This is a genomic window from Candidatus Uabimicrobium helgolandensis (assembly GCF_041508025.1).
Classification (GTDB): Bacteria; Planctomycetota; Uabimicrobiia; order Uabimicrobiales; family Uabimicrobiaceae; genus Uabimicrobium; species Uabimicrobium helgolandensis.
The window spans coordinates 4,930,405-4,948,870 of the sequence record NZ_CP165719.1; the positions used below are offsets into that span (position 1 = coordinate 4,930,405).

Annotated in this window: 13 protein-coding genes, 1 tRNA gene and 1 pseudogene; 11 read left to right on the forward strand and 4 right to left on the reverse strand. The window is 36.2% G+C overall.

Annotation, left to right across the window (positions count from 1 at the left end; translation table 11 throughout):
* The first annotated feature begins 29 nt into the window (after positions 1–29).
* The 7 genes and pseudogenes from UABHE_RS18010 (at position 30) to UABHE_RS18040 (ending at position 5,426) form a co-directional block, all read left to right on the forward strand.
* Positions 30–101: transfer RNA gene (locus UABHE_RS18010), tRNA-Gly, on the forward strand.
* A gap of 688 nt (positions 102–789) precedes the next feature.
* Complete coding sequence (locus tag UABHE_RS18015; protein ID WP_372364623.1) at positions 790–1,617, forward strand: serine protease; 828 nt, start codon at positions 790–792, stop codon at positions 1,615–1,617.
* Between the two features lie 77 nt (positions 1,618–1,694).
* Positions 1,695–2,540, forward strand: a complete 846-nt coding sequence (locus UABHE_RS18020) for a hypothetical protein (RefSeq protein WP_372364624.1) — start codon at positions 1,695–1,697, stop codon at positions 2,538–2,540.
* A 219-nt stretch (positions 2,541–2,759) separates the two neighbouring features.
* Positions 2,760–2,966, forward strand: a pseudogene (locus tag UABHE_RS18025) (transposase); the annotation flags it as partial.
* Positions 2,967–2,998: 32 nt separating this feature from the next.
* Positions 2,999–3,568, forward strand: a complete 570-nt coding sequence (locus UABHE_RS18030) for a TetR/AcrR family transcriptional regulator (protein ID WP_372364625.1) — start codon at positions 2,999–3,001, stop codon at positions 3,566–3,568.
* A 338-nt stretch (positions 3,569–3,906) separates the two neighbouring features.
* Entirely contained in the window at positions 3,907–4,659 is a 753-nt protein-coding gene (locus UABHE_RS18035) for an SDR family NAD(P)-dependent oxidoreductase (protein WP_372364626.1), read from the forward strand.
* A gap of 74 nt (positions 4,660–4,733) precedes the next feature.
* Complete coding sequence (locus tag UABHE_RS18040; RefSeq protein WP_372364627.1) at positions 4,734–5,426, forward strand: cupin domain-containing protein; 693 nt, start codon at positions 4,734–4,736, stop codon at positions 5,424–5,426.
* Positions 5,427–5,516: 90 nt separating this feature from the next.
* On the opposite strand, the gene UABHE_RS18045 is transcribed toward UABHE_RS18040, so the two are convergent.
* From UABHE_RS18045 to UABHE_RS18055, 3 genes are all read right to left on the reverse strand, one after another.
* Positions 5,517–7,652: a tetratricopeptide repeat protein gene (locus UABHE_RS18045; protein ID WP_372364628.1), complete on the reverse strand. Its 2,136-nt coding sequence runs from the start codon at positions 7,650–7,652 to the stop codon at positions 5,517–5,519.
* A gap of 6 nt (positions 7,653–7,658) precedes the next feature.
* Positions 7,659–9,023, reverse strand: coding sequence for a hypothetical protein (locus UABHE_RS18050; RefSeq protein WP_372364629.1), 1,365 nt, complete (start codon positions 9,021–9,023; stop codon positions 7,659–7,661).
* A 198-nt stretch (positions 9,024–9,221) separates the two neighbouring features.
* Positions 9,222–9,632 carry a hypothetical protein gene (locus UABHE_RS18055; protein ID WP_372364630.1) on the reverse strand — a complete coding sequence of 137 codons (411 nt, stop codon included), beginning with the start codon at positions 9,630–9,632 and terminating at the stop codon, positions 9,222–9,224.
* Positions 9,633–9,778: 146 nt separating this feature from the next.
* Here UABHE_RS18055 and UABHE_RS18060 point away from each other — a divergent pair, with 146 nt between their 5' ends.
* The 4 genes from UABHE_RS18060 to UABHE_RS18075 all read left to right on the forward strand — a co-directional run bounded on the left by UABHE_RS18060 (position 9,779) and on the right by UABHE_RS18075 (position 16,651).
* On the forward strand, positions 9,779–10,639 hold the full coding sequence (locus UABHE_RS18060) for a hypothetical protein (protein ID WP_372364632.1): 861 nt from the start codon (positions 9,779–9,781) through the stop codon (positions 10,637–10,639).
* 61 nt (positions 10,640–10,700) lie between these two features.
* Positions 10,701–11,810 carry a DUF819 family protein gene (locus UABHE_RS18065; RefSeq protein ID WP_372364633.1) on the forward strand — a complete coding sequence of 370 codons (1,110 nt, stop codon included), beginning with the start codon at positions 10,701–10,703 and terminating at the stop codon, positions 11,808–11,810.
* Positions 11,811–12,271: 461 nt separating this feature from the next.
* Complete coding sequence (locus UABHE_RS18070) at positions 12,272–13,705, forward strand: aspartate aminotransferase family protein (RefSeq protein ID WP_372364634.1); 1,434 nt, start codon at positions 12,272–12,274, stop codon at positions 13,703–13,705.
* Between the two features lie 105 nt (positions 13,706–13,810).
* Positions 13,811–16,651 carry a protein kinase gene (locus UABHE_RS18075; RefSeq protein WP_372364635.1) on the forward strand — a complete coding sequence of 947 codons (2,841 nt, stop codon included), beginning with the start codon at positions 13,811–13,813 and terminating at the stop codon, positions 16,649–16,651.
* A gap of 34 nt (positions 16,652–16,685) precedes the next feature.
* Here the strand turns inward: UABHE_RS18075 and UABHE_RS18080 are convergent, their stop codons facing one another.
* Complete coding sequence (locus UABHE_RS18080; protein ID WP_372364636.1) at positions 16,686–18,386, reverse strand: Kelch repeat-containing protein; 1,701 nt, start codon at positions 18,384–18,386, stop codon at positions 16,686–16,688.
* Positions 18,387–18,466 lie beyond the last annotated feature (80 nt).

Consider the following 18,466-nt stretch of genomic DNA (forward strand, 5'->3'; position numbering starts at 1 on the left):
AGCAATTGACTGTTTTTGAAATAAATTACGCGGGTATAGCTCAATTGGTAGAGTTCTGGACTTCCATTCCAGTTGTGTGGGTTCGAGTCCCACTATTCGCTTTACACATTGCTTTTAGATCTTAGGTGTGTCGAAACACTTCTGAGGTATAAAAATAAAAAAAATTTGTATTTTTTAGATTTTACCGAATATAATGTATATGTCTACAACCTTTGTTTGTAGGTGTGAAAACTAAAAGATCTTTTAGTGATGTATAGTTACGTGTTACAAAAAAAATTTAGCATTTTGTAAAACAGCTTGGTAGCGCTGGGCCCTCCAAATGCCCAAGTAAGAGTTCAACTCTCTTCTTTTATGAATGATAATTAATTGTGACAGCAATTGTAGCTTGTTCGCTAGCTTACCGAGTAAAGCACAGGCCTTCCACGCCTGAGAAAAAGGTGCAAGTCCTTTGCGAACACTTTTTTCCACATTATTAAGTGAATAAAAAATGGAGATTTTGCGCTCAATTAGTTAGGGCGTGTCATCATTCAAAATATTGTGTGTTTTTTCGAGCCCGAGCCCGTTTGCGAAACTTTCACTAACAATTTATCAAAGAAGCAAAGTTTCTTTTTCCATCGCAAAAAACTAGTATTGAACCAATAAATCACTTTCTGTCGCTCTCAAAAAGTTTTCGGGCGCGGGCTCGCAAACGGGCTCGGGCTCAATACTACTGGCGTATCATTAAATGAATCCGTTATATTTTTATCTGTATTGAATGATGACACGCCCTAGAACTACAGGATGTATTTAATGAAATTTTTATTTATTTTGTTTTTATTTTTAACGTGCTGTTCGCAATTAATCCATGTAAAAACCAACTCTGGAACAATTGGTCGCGAAGACCGAAAAATTGAAAAATATTTGTTAAAAACCATTTCGAAAGCTCTAACAACACCTACAAAACAACTCATCTCACAACTTCATCACACAACTTGTAAGCTAACATTACCTCCTACGCGCTCAAAAAAAATGAAAGCCAGTGAAGTCTATAAAAACTATAAAGAGAGTGTGGTTATTATTTGTGGTCGATACCTTTGTGACAATTGCGATCGTTGGCATATATCAACATCCTCAGGGTTTATACTTTCAAAATCTGGAGCTTGTGTTACTAGTTATCATGTAATTGCCGATCTTGGCATTGAAAGCTTTATTGTGATGACAGCGAACAAAAAATGTTATGATATTTCGCGTGTTCTTGCTGCGGACAAAGATAATGATTTTGCTATTGTCCAACTCAAAGGAAAAAATTTCCCGACACCAATCCCATTAGGAAAGCCCGTTATTGGTAACAATATTTATGTAATTAGTCATCCTCAAAGTCGTTATTACTCAATGACTTCAGGTATTGTTTCGCGGTTTTTTACACCTGAAAAACGAAAAACGCAAACACCGTATGTAACAATTACTGCTGATTATGCAACTGGATCGAGTGGTGGGCCAGTATTCGATGAATATGGAAATGTTATTGGTATTGTAAGCTATACTCAGTCGGCTTATACAGGGAAAAATGATTTACAAATGGTTTTTAAAAACATTACTAATGCTGTAGCAATACGCAGGGTTATCTTTAATGAGTAATCCTGATTTTCTATAGACCTTTAAGGGAAGTTGAAAATAAATTATTTTCGATCACATTCCTAATTTGGAGAATTATCATGAAAAGTTTATTTTTTATTGCTATTGCTGTTACTGCTATTACAGGATGTCAGTCTTTTAATCATGAAAAATATTCCGAGGCTTTGTCATCTACTGTTTTTTCTGCAGAGCAATATATTGTACAAGAGATGTATCCACAAGCTGCTATATTGTCTAGAGCAATCTTAGATGCGGAACCTGATCATAGTAAAGCGCAAAAAATTAAAGAACAAGCAATTCACAAAGAACCGCGGCTAAAAGTTTTGTTTGATAAATCGTATTTAGGCAGTAATTATAAAGATCGTATACGTTCAGAAAATGGTTTTGGGTGGGCAATTGCCACATATATACCAAATCGAGTGCTTGATATTTTAGATATCCTGAAACTTCACGTTGGTTTTGGTATTGGAGTTGGGGTAAATATTACTATGACTGAATATGGAGCTCTTGGCGCTCAGGTTTCTGCTGGAGAAACAACTATTGGCCTTGATCGACGTCACCCTGGGGCACGTGCTGGTATTCGCGATGGAGCTGAAATTTTTGCCGTTGAGGTAGGGGCCACTGCTGAAGTTTATACTAGTACAGGAGGAACTCGTGCTATCGCCCATGCTAATGCAGGTTTAAAAAGTCCTACTGATGATATTTATCAAACGTCTAGAGATTTTTGGGAGGTTGGCGCACAAGTACAACTTGCTCCGATTACTGTTGATGTTGGTTTTCACCCAGTTGAAATGCTCGATTTTATTGGTGGTATTTTCTTTCTTGATTTCCTAAACGATGACCTTGGAACATCAGAGTCGATATATTTACCAAGGGATGTTGAAAGTGAACTGAACGAACTTGCTAAACAAACAGCTCTCAAGTGAGTCGCAAAAAGTTTTTGAGCACGTTTTAAGTCAGCGTAGAATTTGATTGTCAGAGCAAGGACAGCTTGAGAGGCACATAATTGTAGCTATGTAACCGAAGGCTCAACGCCGCTATGACACTCAAAGGCAAGCTGCGTGCTCTTAAAAACTTTTGCGACTTGCTTAAGTAATAAATAACCATCAATGTGCTCTTGAAATTGCCATTACACTTGGAGCAAAGGTTTTCAAGTTGTTCCTAAACGCTGGATTATCGAAAGAACATTTGGGTGGTTCATATGGTCTCGAAGGCTTAACGCCGATTATGAACGATTTCCTAGTACTGCTGAAACCATGATTTATCTATTTTCAATAAAATTATGCTCAACAGATTTTAATTTTGTAAGAGGCTCTTACAACTCCATAAATGTTAAAATTTTTTTAACTTGACATACTACCTACTAGAAGGTAGTATCGTTTTCATGAGTAAAACAAATAATAAACAAAAAATCTTAGATGCTGCTCAAGAGCTTATTCAAAAATTTGGTGCAAACGGAATGAGCTATAATAGTATTAGTAAAATTGTAGGGATAAGTAGAGCAAGTATTCACCATCATTTTCCGACTAAGGAAAAATTAATAGAAGAATTGTTACACAGTTATAGCGAATTCTTCTTTAATAAAGTTGATGCTATTCTCCATTCTCAATTAAAAGCGAGTGAAAAACTTGATGAATATATCTCTTTATTTGAATTGACACTTAGGGGCGAAGAAAAAATCTGCTTATGTGGAATACTAGGGGCAGAACTTGCAACGCTAGATATACTTGCTGTTGAAATTATTCGTAATTTTTATCGAAAGAATGAAGATATTCTTTTTAAAATACTCGATCAAGGTGAAAAGCAAAACTGTATATCGATCGTTGGAGATACAAAAAATACAGCAGCGCTAATTTTTTCTCTCTTAGAAGGAGCAATGGTTACTTCTCGTGCACTTGGTGATATAAATCATTTTCAAAAGATAGTATCCCAATTAAAAAATCTTATTAAATAAATTTTTGCCTCTTTATGCTACCTTCTAGTAGGTAGCTTTGTAGGGATAGGTATAATCTTAGTTTTGTAACAGACTCTTAAATAAATTTTTGCCTCTTTATGCTACCTTCTAGTAGGTAGCTTTGTAGGGATAGGCATAATCTTAGTTTTGTAACAGACTCTTATGATCATCTTCAAGTAAAAACGTAAGACTTAAATTGCTAGACGAGATCGGGCTCGCAAGCGGGCTCAGGCTCGAAAAAATAGACAATACTCTGAATGATGGCATACTCTTAAATAAAAATTTTTATCTTTTATGCTACCTTCTAGTAGGTAGCGTTTAATTGAAGGGAAATATACATGGAAAATGCTGTGATTATAGGTGGTTCTAGTGGTATGGGTAAAGCGTCAGCAAAATTATTGCTAGGTAGAGGTATTGCGATTACTATAGTTGGTCGTAATAATGAAAAGCTGGAAACGGTGCAACAGGAATTAAGTTGTTTTGGATCTGTTAAAGTTAAACAACTTGATTTATATAATGAAAGAGCTGTAGACTCTTTTATTGTAGAGATTCAACAGCAAACGCAACATATAAAATATTTGGTAAATGCTGCTGGCGTTTTTAAACCAGTGTCATATCTTGAACATACTAAACAAGATTATGATAAATATTTAAATTTGAATAAGAGTATTTTTTTCATTACCCAAGCAATCGCTACAAACATGAAAAACTATGGTGGCGGATCTGTTGTCAATATTGGTTCGATGTGGGCAAAACAAGCGATCAAAGCTACACCATCATCCGCGTATTCAATGGCAAAAGCGGGTTTACATTCATTAACTCAACACTTAGCTATGGAGTTAGCAGATTATAACATTCGTGTAAATGCTGTTTCTCCAGCGGTAGTTGTAACACCAATTTACGAATCATTCATTGATCCTGAAAAGATAGAAGAACAGCTTAGTAGTTTTAATGATTTTCATCCCATTGGTCGTGTTGGAAAACCTGAAGATATTGCTAAAACAGTTGATTTTTTATTATCAGATGACGCAAACTGGGTAACTGGTGCGATTTGGGATATTGATGGTGGTGTGATCGCGGGGCGTAATTGATTTATTTTCTAGAAATTTTGTGCATATTGTAAATATTGATTTTGGTTTTATTTGCAGTAGTTAAGGAGTTTATAATGGATGTGTTGCGAATTAATGATGACTTTAGTAAACGTGTGGTTGTAAGGCCAGAAAATTATGAATGGCAGCCATCGCCAATCTTAAATGTCGAACGCATGATGTTAGATAGAATAGGTGGAGAAGTTGCAAGAGCAACAACTCTTGTTCGCTATCAACGAAATAGCAGTTTTACGTCTCATACTCACAATGGCGGTGAAGAAATTTTTGTGATTGAAGGAGTTTTTAGTGATGAGCATGGAGATTATCCTAAAGGAACTTATATTCGCAACCCTGTAGGAACAAAACATACACCAAAAATAGGAGATGAAGGGGCAACGATTTTTGTAAAACTACATCAATTCTCGGCAAATGATACCCAACAAAAAATAGTTGATACAACAAAAGCATCTTGGTCTGAAGGTAATATTCCTGGTTTAACAGTTTTGCCTCTTCACAACTTTCAAAATGAAAATGTTGCTTTAGTATGTTGGCAACCGTATACACATTTTACTTCGCATACTCATTTAGGTGGAGAAGAAATTTTTGTGATTGATGGAGTTTTTTATGATGATCATGGTTGTTATCCGAAAGGGTCTTGGATTCGTTCTCCACATATGAGTAAGCACGAGCCTTATACAAAAAATGAAGGCGCAATTATTTATGTCAAAGTAGGGCATTTGGCTGTTGAGCACAGTGCTGATATCTCATGAGTACGAATGACTTTCTAGGTTAAAAATTTTAAAATAATTATGACTTGTTCCAGTTGAGCTATTTAGGAGAAGTAGGACGTATTGTTTGTCCTACTTCTCTTTTTTTAATTGTGCAACTTTATCTCGGAAGTATTTCGCTTCTTTTTTGTTATTTAATTTTTTATGACAAAGATAAAGTTCTGCGTAGGCACGTTGTGTATAGGGTTTAATAGTGGAGGCTTTTGTGAAGCTATGAATCGCGATATTGTATTTTCGCAAGTTACGATAAACTATACCGCGATTAATATAGGCGCTATAAAAATCAGGTTTTAATTTAATTGCTGTGTCTAAGTCATTAATGGATTTTTTGATCTCTTTTTTTTGATGATAAAGTATGGCGCGATTATAGTAACCTTCAGCAAATTGAGGATTGATTTCTAATGCTTTACTATAGTCACTTAGGGCTTGTTCGTATTTTTTTAATGATTTATAAATTACACCTCTACTGTTATACGTTTTATAGTAGTTTGGGTTGATTTTTAAAACGTTGTTGTAATCTGTTAAGGCTTTTTCGTATAGCTTTTTGTCTTTGTACAGATTACCACGGTTGTTATAGGCTTCTACAAACTTAGGGTTTATTTGTAAAGCTTTGTTATAACTATTGATAGCTTCATCGTATTGTTCTAAATATCTATATAACAAACCAACATTATTATAAATTTCAAAATTATCAGGGGCTATTTCTAAAGCTTTGTCAAAATCAGCAAGTGCTTTAGAATATAAGTTTTGTTCTCTATATAACAATCCGCGGTTATTATATGCATTATAATCGCGATTGTTGAGTTGTAAAGCTTTGTTAAAATCAGCTAGTGCTTTAGAATATTTACCCTGCTCTAGAAACAATAGCCCACGATTGTTATAACAATCACTGTAATTAGAATTTATTGTTAAGGCTCTGTTAAAATCCTCCAAGGCTTTTTGATACTCTTTATTTTCTGAATATAGCAATCCACGGTTGTTATATGCTTCAATATCACTAGGATTTCGTTGAATTTGCCGATCATAGTATTCTAGACTTTTTTTTGTTGCACCACTTATGGATGTTATGTAGCCTTTGAGAAAACTCCAATCTTTATTTTCCCCGTATGTTTCTACATCAGAGAAAATTTCAGCACATAGTGTTGCGAATTTTGCATCTTCTTGAAGAACAGCATGTTCTTTTATCGAGTAACTAAGAACCTTCATTACTTTGTTTAGTGCCACTTTTGTTCTGTCTTTTTCACGTTGTGCCTTTTGCGTAGCTTTTTCCGCATAATTTAAGGCATTTAGAGTGATAATAAGAGAAGTAAAAAGTGTTAGAAAAATAAAGGCAAGGCAAGCACAAATTACTTTGTGTTTGCGAATAAAATTACCTAAAACATCCCAGCTGGTATATTTTTTGGCAAGTATAGGTTTTTGCGCTTTAAAATTTTTTAGTTCGCGCGTGAGTTGTTTGAAGTTATGATATCTTTTAAATGGATTACGCTGTAAACATTTGAGGCAAATTGCTTCTAAATAAGGAGAGATATCAGGGTTAAGTTGGCGAGGTGGAATAGGGTAACTCGTTGTAATTTGAACGAGTATATTTATTTCTAATGCCCCTTGATATACTGTTCTATATGTCAGAGCTTCGTACATTGAAGCGCCTAAAGAATAAATATCACTCTTGTAATCAGCTTTGCCTTCGACTTGTTCTGGGGCCATATAGTATGCTGTACCAATGATCTGCCCAGATTTTGAGAATTGTTTTGATTCATCTGCTATTTTTGCAAGGCCAAAATCCATAATTTTGACCTCTCCGCTTTTGCTTATCATGATATTACTAGGTTTAATATCGCGGTGCATAATCCTGTTGCTGTGACCATATTGCATCGCTTCACATACGGCAATCATAATATCAACTAGTTTAGTTGGTGGTATATTTTTTTTGTGAATCAAGGAAGAAAGTGTGACACCTTCTATATACTCCATGGTGAAGTATGGTTTTGGAGAACCGCCGCATTCATAAAATCTTACAATATTAGGGTGATTTAATTTTGCGACAGCTGTTGTTTCACGGAAAAAGCGATCAATATGTTCTTTTTCATCGCGAATCATAATCTTAAGAGCGACAACGGTTTTAAATTTTGTGTCATAAGCGCGGTAAACGATCCCCATTCCACCGCGCCCAATCTCTTGTAATAGTTGATAACGTCCAAAATTTTTCATGAGTTTTTACTTTGAATACATATCGAGATTTGTTGGCCACCAATCCCAGGTTTTTACTTTTTTTTCTACAGAGTCATTGTTTTGTGTTTTCATATAACAATGTGATTCAAATTGTTTGTGTTGAGTAGAAATTCGCGTAATTCCGTAGGTAGATATTTCTTTCATTTCATTCTCATCAACTTTAGCATTACCATTTAAGTCACGCCATATATACAGCCCTTTTAGTTCTTCTTTTTCAACCCAGTGATTGTTATCTAGATCTAGAGTAAGTGACATCTTATGATAACCGTCTTTGTATCCTCCAGCTGTTCCGAATAAATTATGACCATCCTTAACTGTCAGGTTTTTTTCTGGACGAACAAGTAAGCCGTCTGCTGGTCCTAACCACTCTATTACATTTTCTATACCATCACCATCAAGATCAAAAACAGCAGTTCTCTCATCAAAAATTTGAGGGGCATGTGGGAGCCATATACCACTGCTAACATCTGGAGTACCACTAAAGTCTATATCGATAATAATTGGACACGGGATTTGAGTTCCATCAGCAAGCGTGTGCATTGGATCTGCATTTGGGTCTGGATCTGGAGTTTGTGTATTTGTAGGAGTAATTCTCGGTTTTTTTTTCTTTGGTAATGGAGGAGTTGGTGGAGCCGGTGGAGTTGATGTAGTTGGTGGAGCCGGTGGAGTTGGCGGAGTTGATGGAGCCGGTGGAGTTGGTGTGTCCGGTGTAGTTGGTGGAGCTGGTGTAGTTGGTGTGTCCGGTGTAGTTGGTGTGTCCGGTGTAGTCGGTGGAGTCGGTGTATCGGGTGTAGTTGGTGGAGTCGGTGTATCGGGTGTAGTTGGTGGAGTCGGTGTATCGGGTGTAGTTGGCGGAGTCGGTGTATCGGGTGTAGTTGGCGGAGTCGGTGTATCGGGTGTAGTTGGTGGAGTTGATTCTTCTTCGATACTAGTTGGTTCGCTTTCTATTTGCTCGGTGGGCAATTCCTCATCAATTTCAGTGATCTCTGGTTCGAGTAATGCGCCTTCCTCTTCAGAGTTACTATCAGGGATATCATTACTTACATTCATTTGTGCTTCTATAGAAGCTAATTGGCTTTCTAGAGCAGCAATTTCACTTTGTAATTGTTTTTGGCGAATTTTCAATTGTTTTAACACAGACCAGTAATTTGGATAGCCCTTATCTGAAAATGCAGAGATATCACTTAATACTTGTTCAATTAAAGATTGCATTGTTTGTATTTCACTATTTACTTGCGCCTGCTCTTCTAAGGCAATACTCAGTTGAGCCGAAACCTCAAAAAATGCTTCCTCGATACTTTGGGCATTTGTTAAGCTCAGCGCAAGAAGTAAGATAATTATTGATTTCATTCATAAAGTCCTAATAAGTAATCGTTTACAAAAGAGAAAAACACTTTAGTATATAATAGCATATCTCAACAATTTGCTGGTATAGAAACCTGATAAAATTTCAATCAGAGAGTTCTTTCGTTTTTAATGTCTTCACCACTTCCTAAAATTTGAAAATTTAATGATACACAGGATCGCAAGCCTATTTCACTCGCAGATCTAAGTGGCAAGTGGTATTTTTTTCATAACAATACAGCGATTTATATTCTTTTTTGTTCCACTTTCTCTTTGTGCTGTTGAATTGAAATCAAGTGCCAAAAAATGAGTACAGGCATCTATCGCTGCATTGTCCCTTTCTTCATCACAAGAAAATCCACCTATTAACTTCCAGCTAGTTACTTTCGTACGGTAGCGCGCAGGTAAATACCGTGGACGTTCTGCAATATGATAGATCGAAACTTTACTGCTTCTTGTTTTAAGAAATTCCATTGTCAACGTATCTACACCACAAAAATCACAGACAACAAACTCTACTTTTCGTATATTGTTTAGTGTGTTTAAATGATGTAAATAAAAATCGATATAGTCGCTAAAATTTATACTACCATTGCCAAAAACAAATAATTTCATATTGTGTCTCAATTATTGATTCCATCATAAAATCGTAGGAAATAAACCTTTACAAAAGGCAGAAAAACATTTTAGTATATAATAGCATATTTCGATATTTTGCTAATATAGCAAACCTGATAAAATTTCAATGTGAGAGGCAAAAAATGAAAATATTTATTTTGATAATTTTTGTAATATCAACATTAATTCATACAAGTGCACAAAAAGAATACGATCTTATATGGAGAATTCGTAAAGGTCTTGTCAATGTCATGCCAGAAAAAAACATTATAGAAACCCAAACGTTTGTTGTTAATGGAGACAATGAAACACTAACAGAAACTCAAAAAACATCTCTCGTTTCGACCATTTATTGGACAACAGAAAATATTATTGGTAAAGACAAAGTCTCGATACGTATTATGGTTGAAGGTAAGAAGTTAAAAATTAAAAAAAATGATATTACTTATCAATATAAACCTCATAAGCCTTGGGAAGAGCAATCGGAAATTTTTTTACCGTACAAAAAAAGAATGGGGTATGGAGTCGTTGTTTTATTAGATGTTGCGAAGCAAGATGTTCTTGTGACTTGGGATTTGAAAAAACAAGACAACGGCACTTATAAAAGAGAAATGTATCGCGGAGCGCGAGATCCATATTACATCAGCAGTTCTTACAAACAACTTATTAATAAAAGAGTCCCTATAGGAGCGAAATGGCAAACAGAGCGGCTTACAACAAACGGATTTACTTATAAGTATAACTATACTTTTTCGCAAATCAAAAAGTACAGAGGTGAACCTGTTGCCAAAGTTGATATTGAAGGTAGCGTGTTACTTAATAACATAAATATAGGAACAATAAAAGGTTACTTTCTTCACGATTATAAGGTGAGATTAATGCGCTATTATAAATTGCACACGATTACCGAAAGTCGTTACACAAAAGACAAAAAGAAATATTTACAAACGATGTCGTTAAAAACAGAATGGAAATTGACTAAAACAAATGCTTCCGAAGAATAAATGTGTCGGCGCTTAGTATTTGACATATCTCTAAACCATTTTCATATACCTAGGATTTTCAATGGAAAAAATTACGATTGTTGTTCAAGTTGTTATGTATTTTTTAATGCCTATTATTGCGCAATATTTGGTACGTTTGCGTTTTTTTTCATGGCTAGGGACCGTAGCTGTTTGCTATGTTGCTGGTTTTGCAATGAATTTAGCGATGGTTGAGTGGCGTATCGATATTGCGCAATCTATTGCCGAAGTTGTAATTCCTCTAGCAATTCCCTTATTGTTGTTTAATTTACAATTTTTTGCGTGGCTACGTTGTACACGAACAACTATCACCGCTTTTTTTCTTGCGACAATAAGTGCTATTCTCTCGACACTTATTATCGCGCCATTTTTTTTGAGTAGCCATCCTGAAATGTGGAAAATGGCGGGAATGTTTTTAGGGATTTATACTGGTGGAACGCCAAATGTTGCAAGTGTTGGTTTAGCGCTAGGTGCAGATCAATCAACTTATACTCTTGTCAATAGTGTTGACCTTGTTGTCAGTGCCGTGTATTTTATTTTTTGTATTACCTTGTTAAAGCCTCTTTTAAAAGGGTGGTTACCTCCATTTAATGTAGATATGCCGGCTGTTGATACAACCCAAAAAAAATGTTCTTTTTTATCGGGAATATTGGTGATTGTTTTGGCAATTGCTATCGTTTCTATTTCCGTTGGAGTATCGTTTGTTGTTTTTTCTGATATCAACGTTCCACTTGTGATGTTTGGAATAACAGCTTTGGGTATGTTGCTTTCTTTAAACGAAAAAATACAAAAGATATATGTAAGTTCTATTCTTGGCGATTACTTTATACTCGTATTTTGTGTTGCTATGGGCAATGTTACCGATATAAACAAAATAATTACCCAAGGAGGAAGTACGCTTCTTTATTGTATACTCGTTGTAAGCACGACCGTTTGTATGTACTATATTTTTTGTAGATGGATGCATATTGATATTGATACGGCAATTATTACTTCCACAGCAGCTATTTACGGACCGGCGTTTATAGTACCCATTGCCCAAGCTATTGGTAATGAACGTGTTATTATGTCTGGATTAACTGCGGGTTTACTAGGTTATGTTGTAGGAAACTACGCTGGAGTTACCATCGCATATCTACTCTATAATTTTTAACTTGGGCGTGTCATCATTCAAAATATTGTGTGTTTTTTCGAGCCCGAGCCCGTTTCCGAAACTTTCACTAACAATTTATCAAAGAAGCAAAGTTTCTTTTTCCATCGCAAAAAACTAGTATTGAACCAATAAATCACTTTCTGTCGCTCTCAAAAAGTTTTCGGGCGCGGGCTCGCAAACGGGCTCGGGCTCGCAAACGGGCTCGGGCTCAATACTACTGGCGTATCATTAAATGAATCCGTTATATTTTTATCTGTATTGAATGATGACACGCCCTTATTAGAATAAGTGAATATTTGTTTTTGGTTATAACCTAGTTCTTTTAGAGGTTGTTGTTTTTACTTTTCTTTTTGTAGAGTATAACTTTGCGCTTTCAAAGTGTCTTGCTACTTTCTAAAATAACTCACATTATAAAAATTTAAATGTCGGCTACTATTTCTGTTAAAAGAAAGGATTTATCATTGAAAATTCCACAACAAGGACTAAACGCGAAAGATGTAATGCAAGAATTAAATGCTCATCGTGAGGGTGATATTAAATGGCGTGAAGGTAAAACTTTTAGTTATATATACGATGCTGGTGAAGAAGTTGAGAATGTTTGTAAAGAAGCTTATCTTTCTTTTCTAAGCGAAAGTGGTCTTGATCCATTGTCATTTCGCAGTTTATTACAATTGGAAAAAGATGTATCGTCGATGGCAAAAAATCATCTAGGTGGAGATGAAAATGTTGTTGGTAGCTTTAGTAGTGGAGGAACAGAGAGTATTATTCTCGCTGTAAAAGCTGCTCGAGATTATGCACGTGCTGAAAAAAATATCGCGCAGCCGGAAATAATTTTTCCTGTGACCGCTCACGCAGCTTTTCACAAAGCGGCACATTATTTAGATGTGAAGGCAGTGGTTGTTCCTGTCAATCAAGATACTTGTAAACCAGAGCTTGATGCTATTCGTGGAGCTATTAATGAAAATACTGTTCTAATTGTTGGTTCAGCTCCTTCTTATGCTCATGGAGTGATTGATCCTATCCGCGAAATGGGTGCGCTTGCGCAAGAGTACAACTTACTTTTTCATGTAGACGGCTGCATTGGTGGTTTCTTGTTACCTTACTTTCGTAAACTTGGTGTAGATGTTGCTGATTTTGATTTTTCAGTGCCAGGTGTTACTTCTATTTCAATGGATTTTCACAAATACGCTTATGTTGTGAAGGGTGCGTCTATTGTTCTTTACAAAAACAAAAATTTGCGTAAATATCAGTTCTACGCTTGCGCAGATTGGACGGGATATCCAGTTGTTAATCCAACTGTACAAAGTTCAAAGTCAGGTGGTCCCGTCGCTAGTACTTGGGCAACACTACGCTTTTTAGGCGAGGATGGTTATCTTGATTTAGCGCAAAAACTACACGAAGCTACCCAAAAATTTGTAGCAGGTGTTGAAAAAATAGACGATTTACAAGTAATGGGTACGCCAGAAATGACTCTTGTTGCTGTGAAGTCCAACACTATAAATATTTTTCATGTGGTTGATGAAATGAAAGTACGTGGTTGGCATATACAAGCGCAACTCGCCGTTGCTGGAAACAAAGAGAATTTTCATTTGACAATTCAACCATCAAATGTTGCGCTTATGGACAATATGGTTCGCGATTTAGAGGAAAGTGTGAAAGCAGCAAAAGAGCTACCTCTTTCGCCGATACCGCCGCAATTACAAAGTGCGCTTATGGCTGTTGCTTCTGGTAGTATTGCTGTTGATAATTTAGGCGCACTACTGCAAAGTGCTGGGATTGATGGCGATAAACTACCAGAGCGCACAGCGACGATTAATACGCTACTCAATCATCTACCGTGTGCTATTCGTAATCAAGTACTACTTAGCTTTTTTAATGAATTGTTTTCAGAATAGATATGCCTAAGGGATGTGGCAAAAAATAATCTACTATTTTGTTCTTTACGGCATCCAGAAATACTTTGGCTAACTCTTTGACTCTATAAACTATTGGGTAAAAAAATGACAAATAACAATCCGCCATGCTTTTTGCAAACGCCAGATAAGAAACAAAAAGTAGGTCCCTATACTTTTCATCAAGTATATCAATATTACGCCGCAAAAAAAATTACTGAAAACCATTTGATGTCACTGGATCGCAATAGCTGGCATAAAGTTGGCGAAGTTTTTGCTTCGCAAGATGCTATGCGCCATTTTATTCAAACGCAACAAGCAACTGTTTTCACAGAAGATAATATAGTTATTCCTCAAGAAGAGGATAACAATCTTGACAGTTTTTGTGCTCTTTTCGAAAGCGAACCAGAAAAAATAGATACCTTAATCGCGAGTAGTGTTGAAAACAAAGGCGATGGTGTTTTTGGTGATTATGAAATTCTTGGGGAATTAGGGCGCGGAGGCATGGGGGTTGTTTACAAAGCTAAACACAAGTTTACCGAAAAAGTAGTTGCCTTGAAAGTGCTATTGACAGAAGACAGTTCTGAGAAAGAAATAAAACGTTTTATCCGCGAAGCGAAACTTACCACAGCATTAAAACACCGCAATATCGTAGCAACATTTAATTATGGCGAAGATCCTGCGCCGTATATTTCGATGGAATACGTAGAAGGACAAACATTAAGCGATTTTCTTAAACGCAAAAAAGGAAAACTTTCACAACGAGAAGCAACAAAGTTATTTCTACAAATATGTGAAGGAGTTGCTCACGCCCACGAACAAAAAGTAATACACCGCGATCTAAAACCGGGAAATATTCTTATCGATAAACAAGGTGTGATTAAGGTGATGGATTTTGGGTTGGCGAAAGAGTTTAGATTTAAGGAAGACGAGGTACTGTCAGTAAAAGGTGAGCTTATAGGTACACCACAGTATATGTCTCCTGAGCAAGCATCAACTAAGCAAGTTTTAGATCACCGCAGTGATGTGTATTCTCTAGGCGCAATATTTTACGAAATGTTATGTGGGCAACCTCCTTTTAAAGGCGAAGGCAACACTCTGTCGCTGTTATTTAAAATACTACGCGAAAAAATTCAACCACTAAAAGAAATAAAACCTGATATCAACGAAAACCTGCATCTAATCACTATGAAGTGCTTGGAAAAAGCACGCGAAACGCGCTATCGTCGGATTAAACTTCTAGTACAAGATCTCAAGGATTTCTTAAATAATAAACCTATTTCTTTGAAACCACCTGGACGACTAAAAAAGATAGTAATTAAAATCCGCGAGGAGAAAAAACTAGTTGTTATAATGGCGGTTATTTCTATTATCTTGATATTTCTGGCAATGGCATATACTGCTAGAAAGCATTACAAAGTACAAGCGGAATTTACTCAACGTATAGCAGAATTTCATAATCGCAATTTTCATGGCGATTTTTCAAAATGCATTGATCAGATTGTTGACCAGAAGAATTATTTATGGATGCAGGTTTGTAGCGACTTAATCAAAAAAAATTATGTATCCGCGAATAACAACCTTAATAGATTGTGGGATGAAAATCCAAACGTAAAAGGAATAGAAAAGAATAAACTGACACTACTTCGGGTGATTTGTGCTATGCTTCTCAAAAATGAGACGTTAGCAAAACAGTATTTGAGTAAATTTTCGATGAAAAAACCTAAAAGTGAGGTAATGGAAATAAACGAATTTAGTAAAACTAAATTTAAAATTGCTACATATCGTGAATTTTTAGTAAGCGAAAGAGACGCAACAGATCAGGGGTATTTGAGTGCCCAAAGCCTTTTGGATGAAAAAGCACGCTATTATTTATTAATAGCGCTTTTACCGAATACACAAAGTAAGGATGCTTATGAACGTTTATTTTTTGAGGACTTCATTAATATTCAAATAAGAGATTTATATAGAAAATATGAAAGTATACGATATTTACTTAATAAGCAACAAGAATGGGTGACAGATTTATCGCAAAGTGAAATATCTTTTTTAGAAATGCCTGATCTTATTCAAGAAATAAAAGGCGTATGGGTTCTTGATATGCGCAGTCCATATTGGTCACATCTTACGGTTAAAACACAAGGTAACTATGCAAAATATTATCAACAGGCTTATGCAAATAGCATAAAGAAAAAAACAACACAATCTAAAAATATAAAGAATTGTGTATTTGAATTTGCGCTTATTCCACCAGGATATTTTCGTATAGGTGATCCACATTCTACTTTTGAGGATGGTCCGGCCTTTGATCACTACAAAACTACACATTTTTGGATGTTGCAGCACGAAGTTACTCACAAACAATGGGACTCTATCTTAGGAAAAAGTAAACGTTTAAATGTCAAAGATAAAAATGCTTTTTATCTAAAAATCAGCGATAATACTCCTATTACAAACTTTTCTTTTACAAAGCTACAAGAATTTATAAAAAAAATGGAAAAGGAAAGAATTTTTTTGCCTAATGAATTTGAATGGGAATACTGCTGTAGGTCAGGAACTACTACTAAATGGTTCTGGAAGAGATATGGTAAACAAGCAAGAAGTGAGCCTCAACATATTAGTTATGTCGGAGAAGAAGCACTAAAAAATAAGGCTAAATTGATTAGATTTAAAAGAAATGAAAAACCTAATTATTGGTTTTTATATGAAATGAGTGGAAATGCAATGGAGATATGCAGTAATATTTACACTGACTACAGATATGTAATTGATAATGGTTCTTTTATGCCAGAAACTCTAGATCGCGATGAGTCTTTTTCTTACAAAGGAGGACATATATATATAGATAGTTTAGAGCATTGTTCATCCAGCTATAGAGGAAACAGAACAAGGAGGCAGTTAGAAAGAAAAAGTTTTATGCTCGGATTTAGACTGTTAATGAAAGATTGATCTCTTTATTAACAGTCTAAATGTGGATTTCAAATTATGGTAATTCGAACTTCACAAAACCGAAAAATGGAATAGCAAAACTTTGGTCGGTAAAACTCCACACAAAAGTATTTTCTTCTACAGAGGTTTGTTCGTCACCCTTAGCAAAAAATGGGATTTTCGAATGCCAGCGTACTGGATTTTGTGGTAGAGTTACACTGTGTTGTGCTAAATCTTCTTTTTTGTTTGGTGGACCTATTGGAAACAAATACACGACTTGTTGAGGAGTACTTTGTCCTTCGACACGTACTTGAACATTACGTACAGTGGTTTGCTGTGGTTTATTACCACCACCACAAAACTGCTCGATTAGGTTGCTGTGTACAAGGCGTTTTTTGCCGTGCTTTACCGCAAAAATAAGAGTTTTCGCTTTGGCAAAAGAAACAGTCAGAGTTTGGCGATTTCCGTCTTTGACTATTTTTCCTTTGGCTTCGCACAAACCACGCAATTGATTTCTTTGGATATGCTTCCATGCAAAGCGCGCAACTTTTGGGTGTGTGTGCATAATTCTTTGGAAACGTTTTAGGCGCTTTTCAAATTCATTGCCACAGCGTTTTGAACATATTCCTGTGCCAAGCACTTGTAGTTGCACTTGCGGGTCATTCCATTCAAGAGAAACTTCAATATTTTCTTGTTCTTCGCTGTACTCTATCATGAAAAGAGCACAACGATCTGATCCAAGAGTTCCGATTTGTGCAAGGACAGCTTGGTCGTTTATAATTCCTTCAGAAGCATAACGAAATGTTTTATTTAGTGGTAATAACTCAGCGTTTAATCCACCAAAAATAAAAGCATTGATATTTTCTTCGCGTGTGGGAATATTTGGAAAACTAGCTGTGCCGTTATAAAATGCCACAGGTGAATTTTCGCGCTGCTTCCATGAAAAAGTAATAAGATCAAATTCCCAGGTCTCGTCAACAGTCACATCACCTTCGGTAAGTCCACCAAACATGAAAATAGATGGGCCATTTTGCGCCATCGCGTGTAGAAAACGCGCTGGCGGTGTGTCAATTGTCGTGGCTAAAAACCAACGATCTTGCTCGATATCGTATTGAAGGATAGTATCAAGAGGGTTGGCGGCAGCGTCGCTACCAAAAAATACCAAAACGGATTTTCCCGAGGTAGCAACAGTATGAGCAACCCGTCCGCCGCCAGGGTTTGCTGCTTTTGGTGTCCAGGTACTAGTTTGCGGATCAAATTCCCAAATGCGCGGATCTAAATTGCCATCGGCTTCAACACCACCAAAAAGATATATCTTACCATCGACAACTGTGGTACGGTGAAAAAATCGTCCTGGTGGAGTTAGCGATGTGGTGATTTCTTGCCAAGTGTTGGTGGTAAAATCAAAGCGGTGCAAATCGCTGAGTAATTGGTCATCAGCATCGCGTCCACCAAATACAAACATCTCGTTACCAACAACCGTTGCACTATGACCTTTGCGTGGCGACGGTGGGTTTTCGTCTTCTACTTCTTCCCAATCATCGTTAGAAAACTCCCACAAATCATCGAAAAATATATCATCAGATGTGGCGTCTTCGCCACCAAAAATATATACTTTACCACCAAAAGCTACTGAACTATGTGCTGCGCGTGCTGGTGGGCTTACTGATATGTTTACTTCTTGCCATTCCTCTGCCGCTCCCCATGATGAAACTATGAGCAGGAAAATAGCAACAATCATAAATAATTTATTCATAATTTGAATTCCTGACTAAATTTTATTAAGTGATCTCTGCGATCACGCTGAAATTTCAGCTGTATATCATTTAGGTGCCA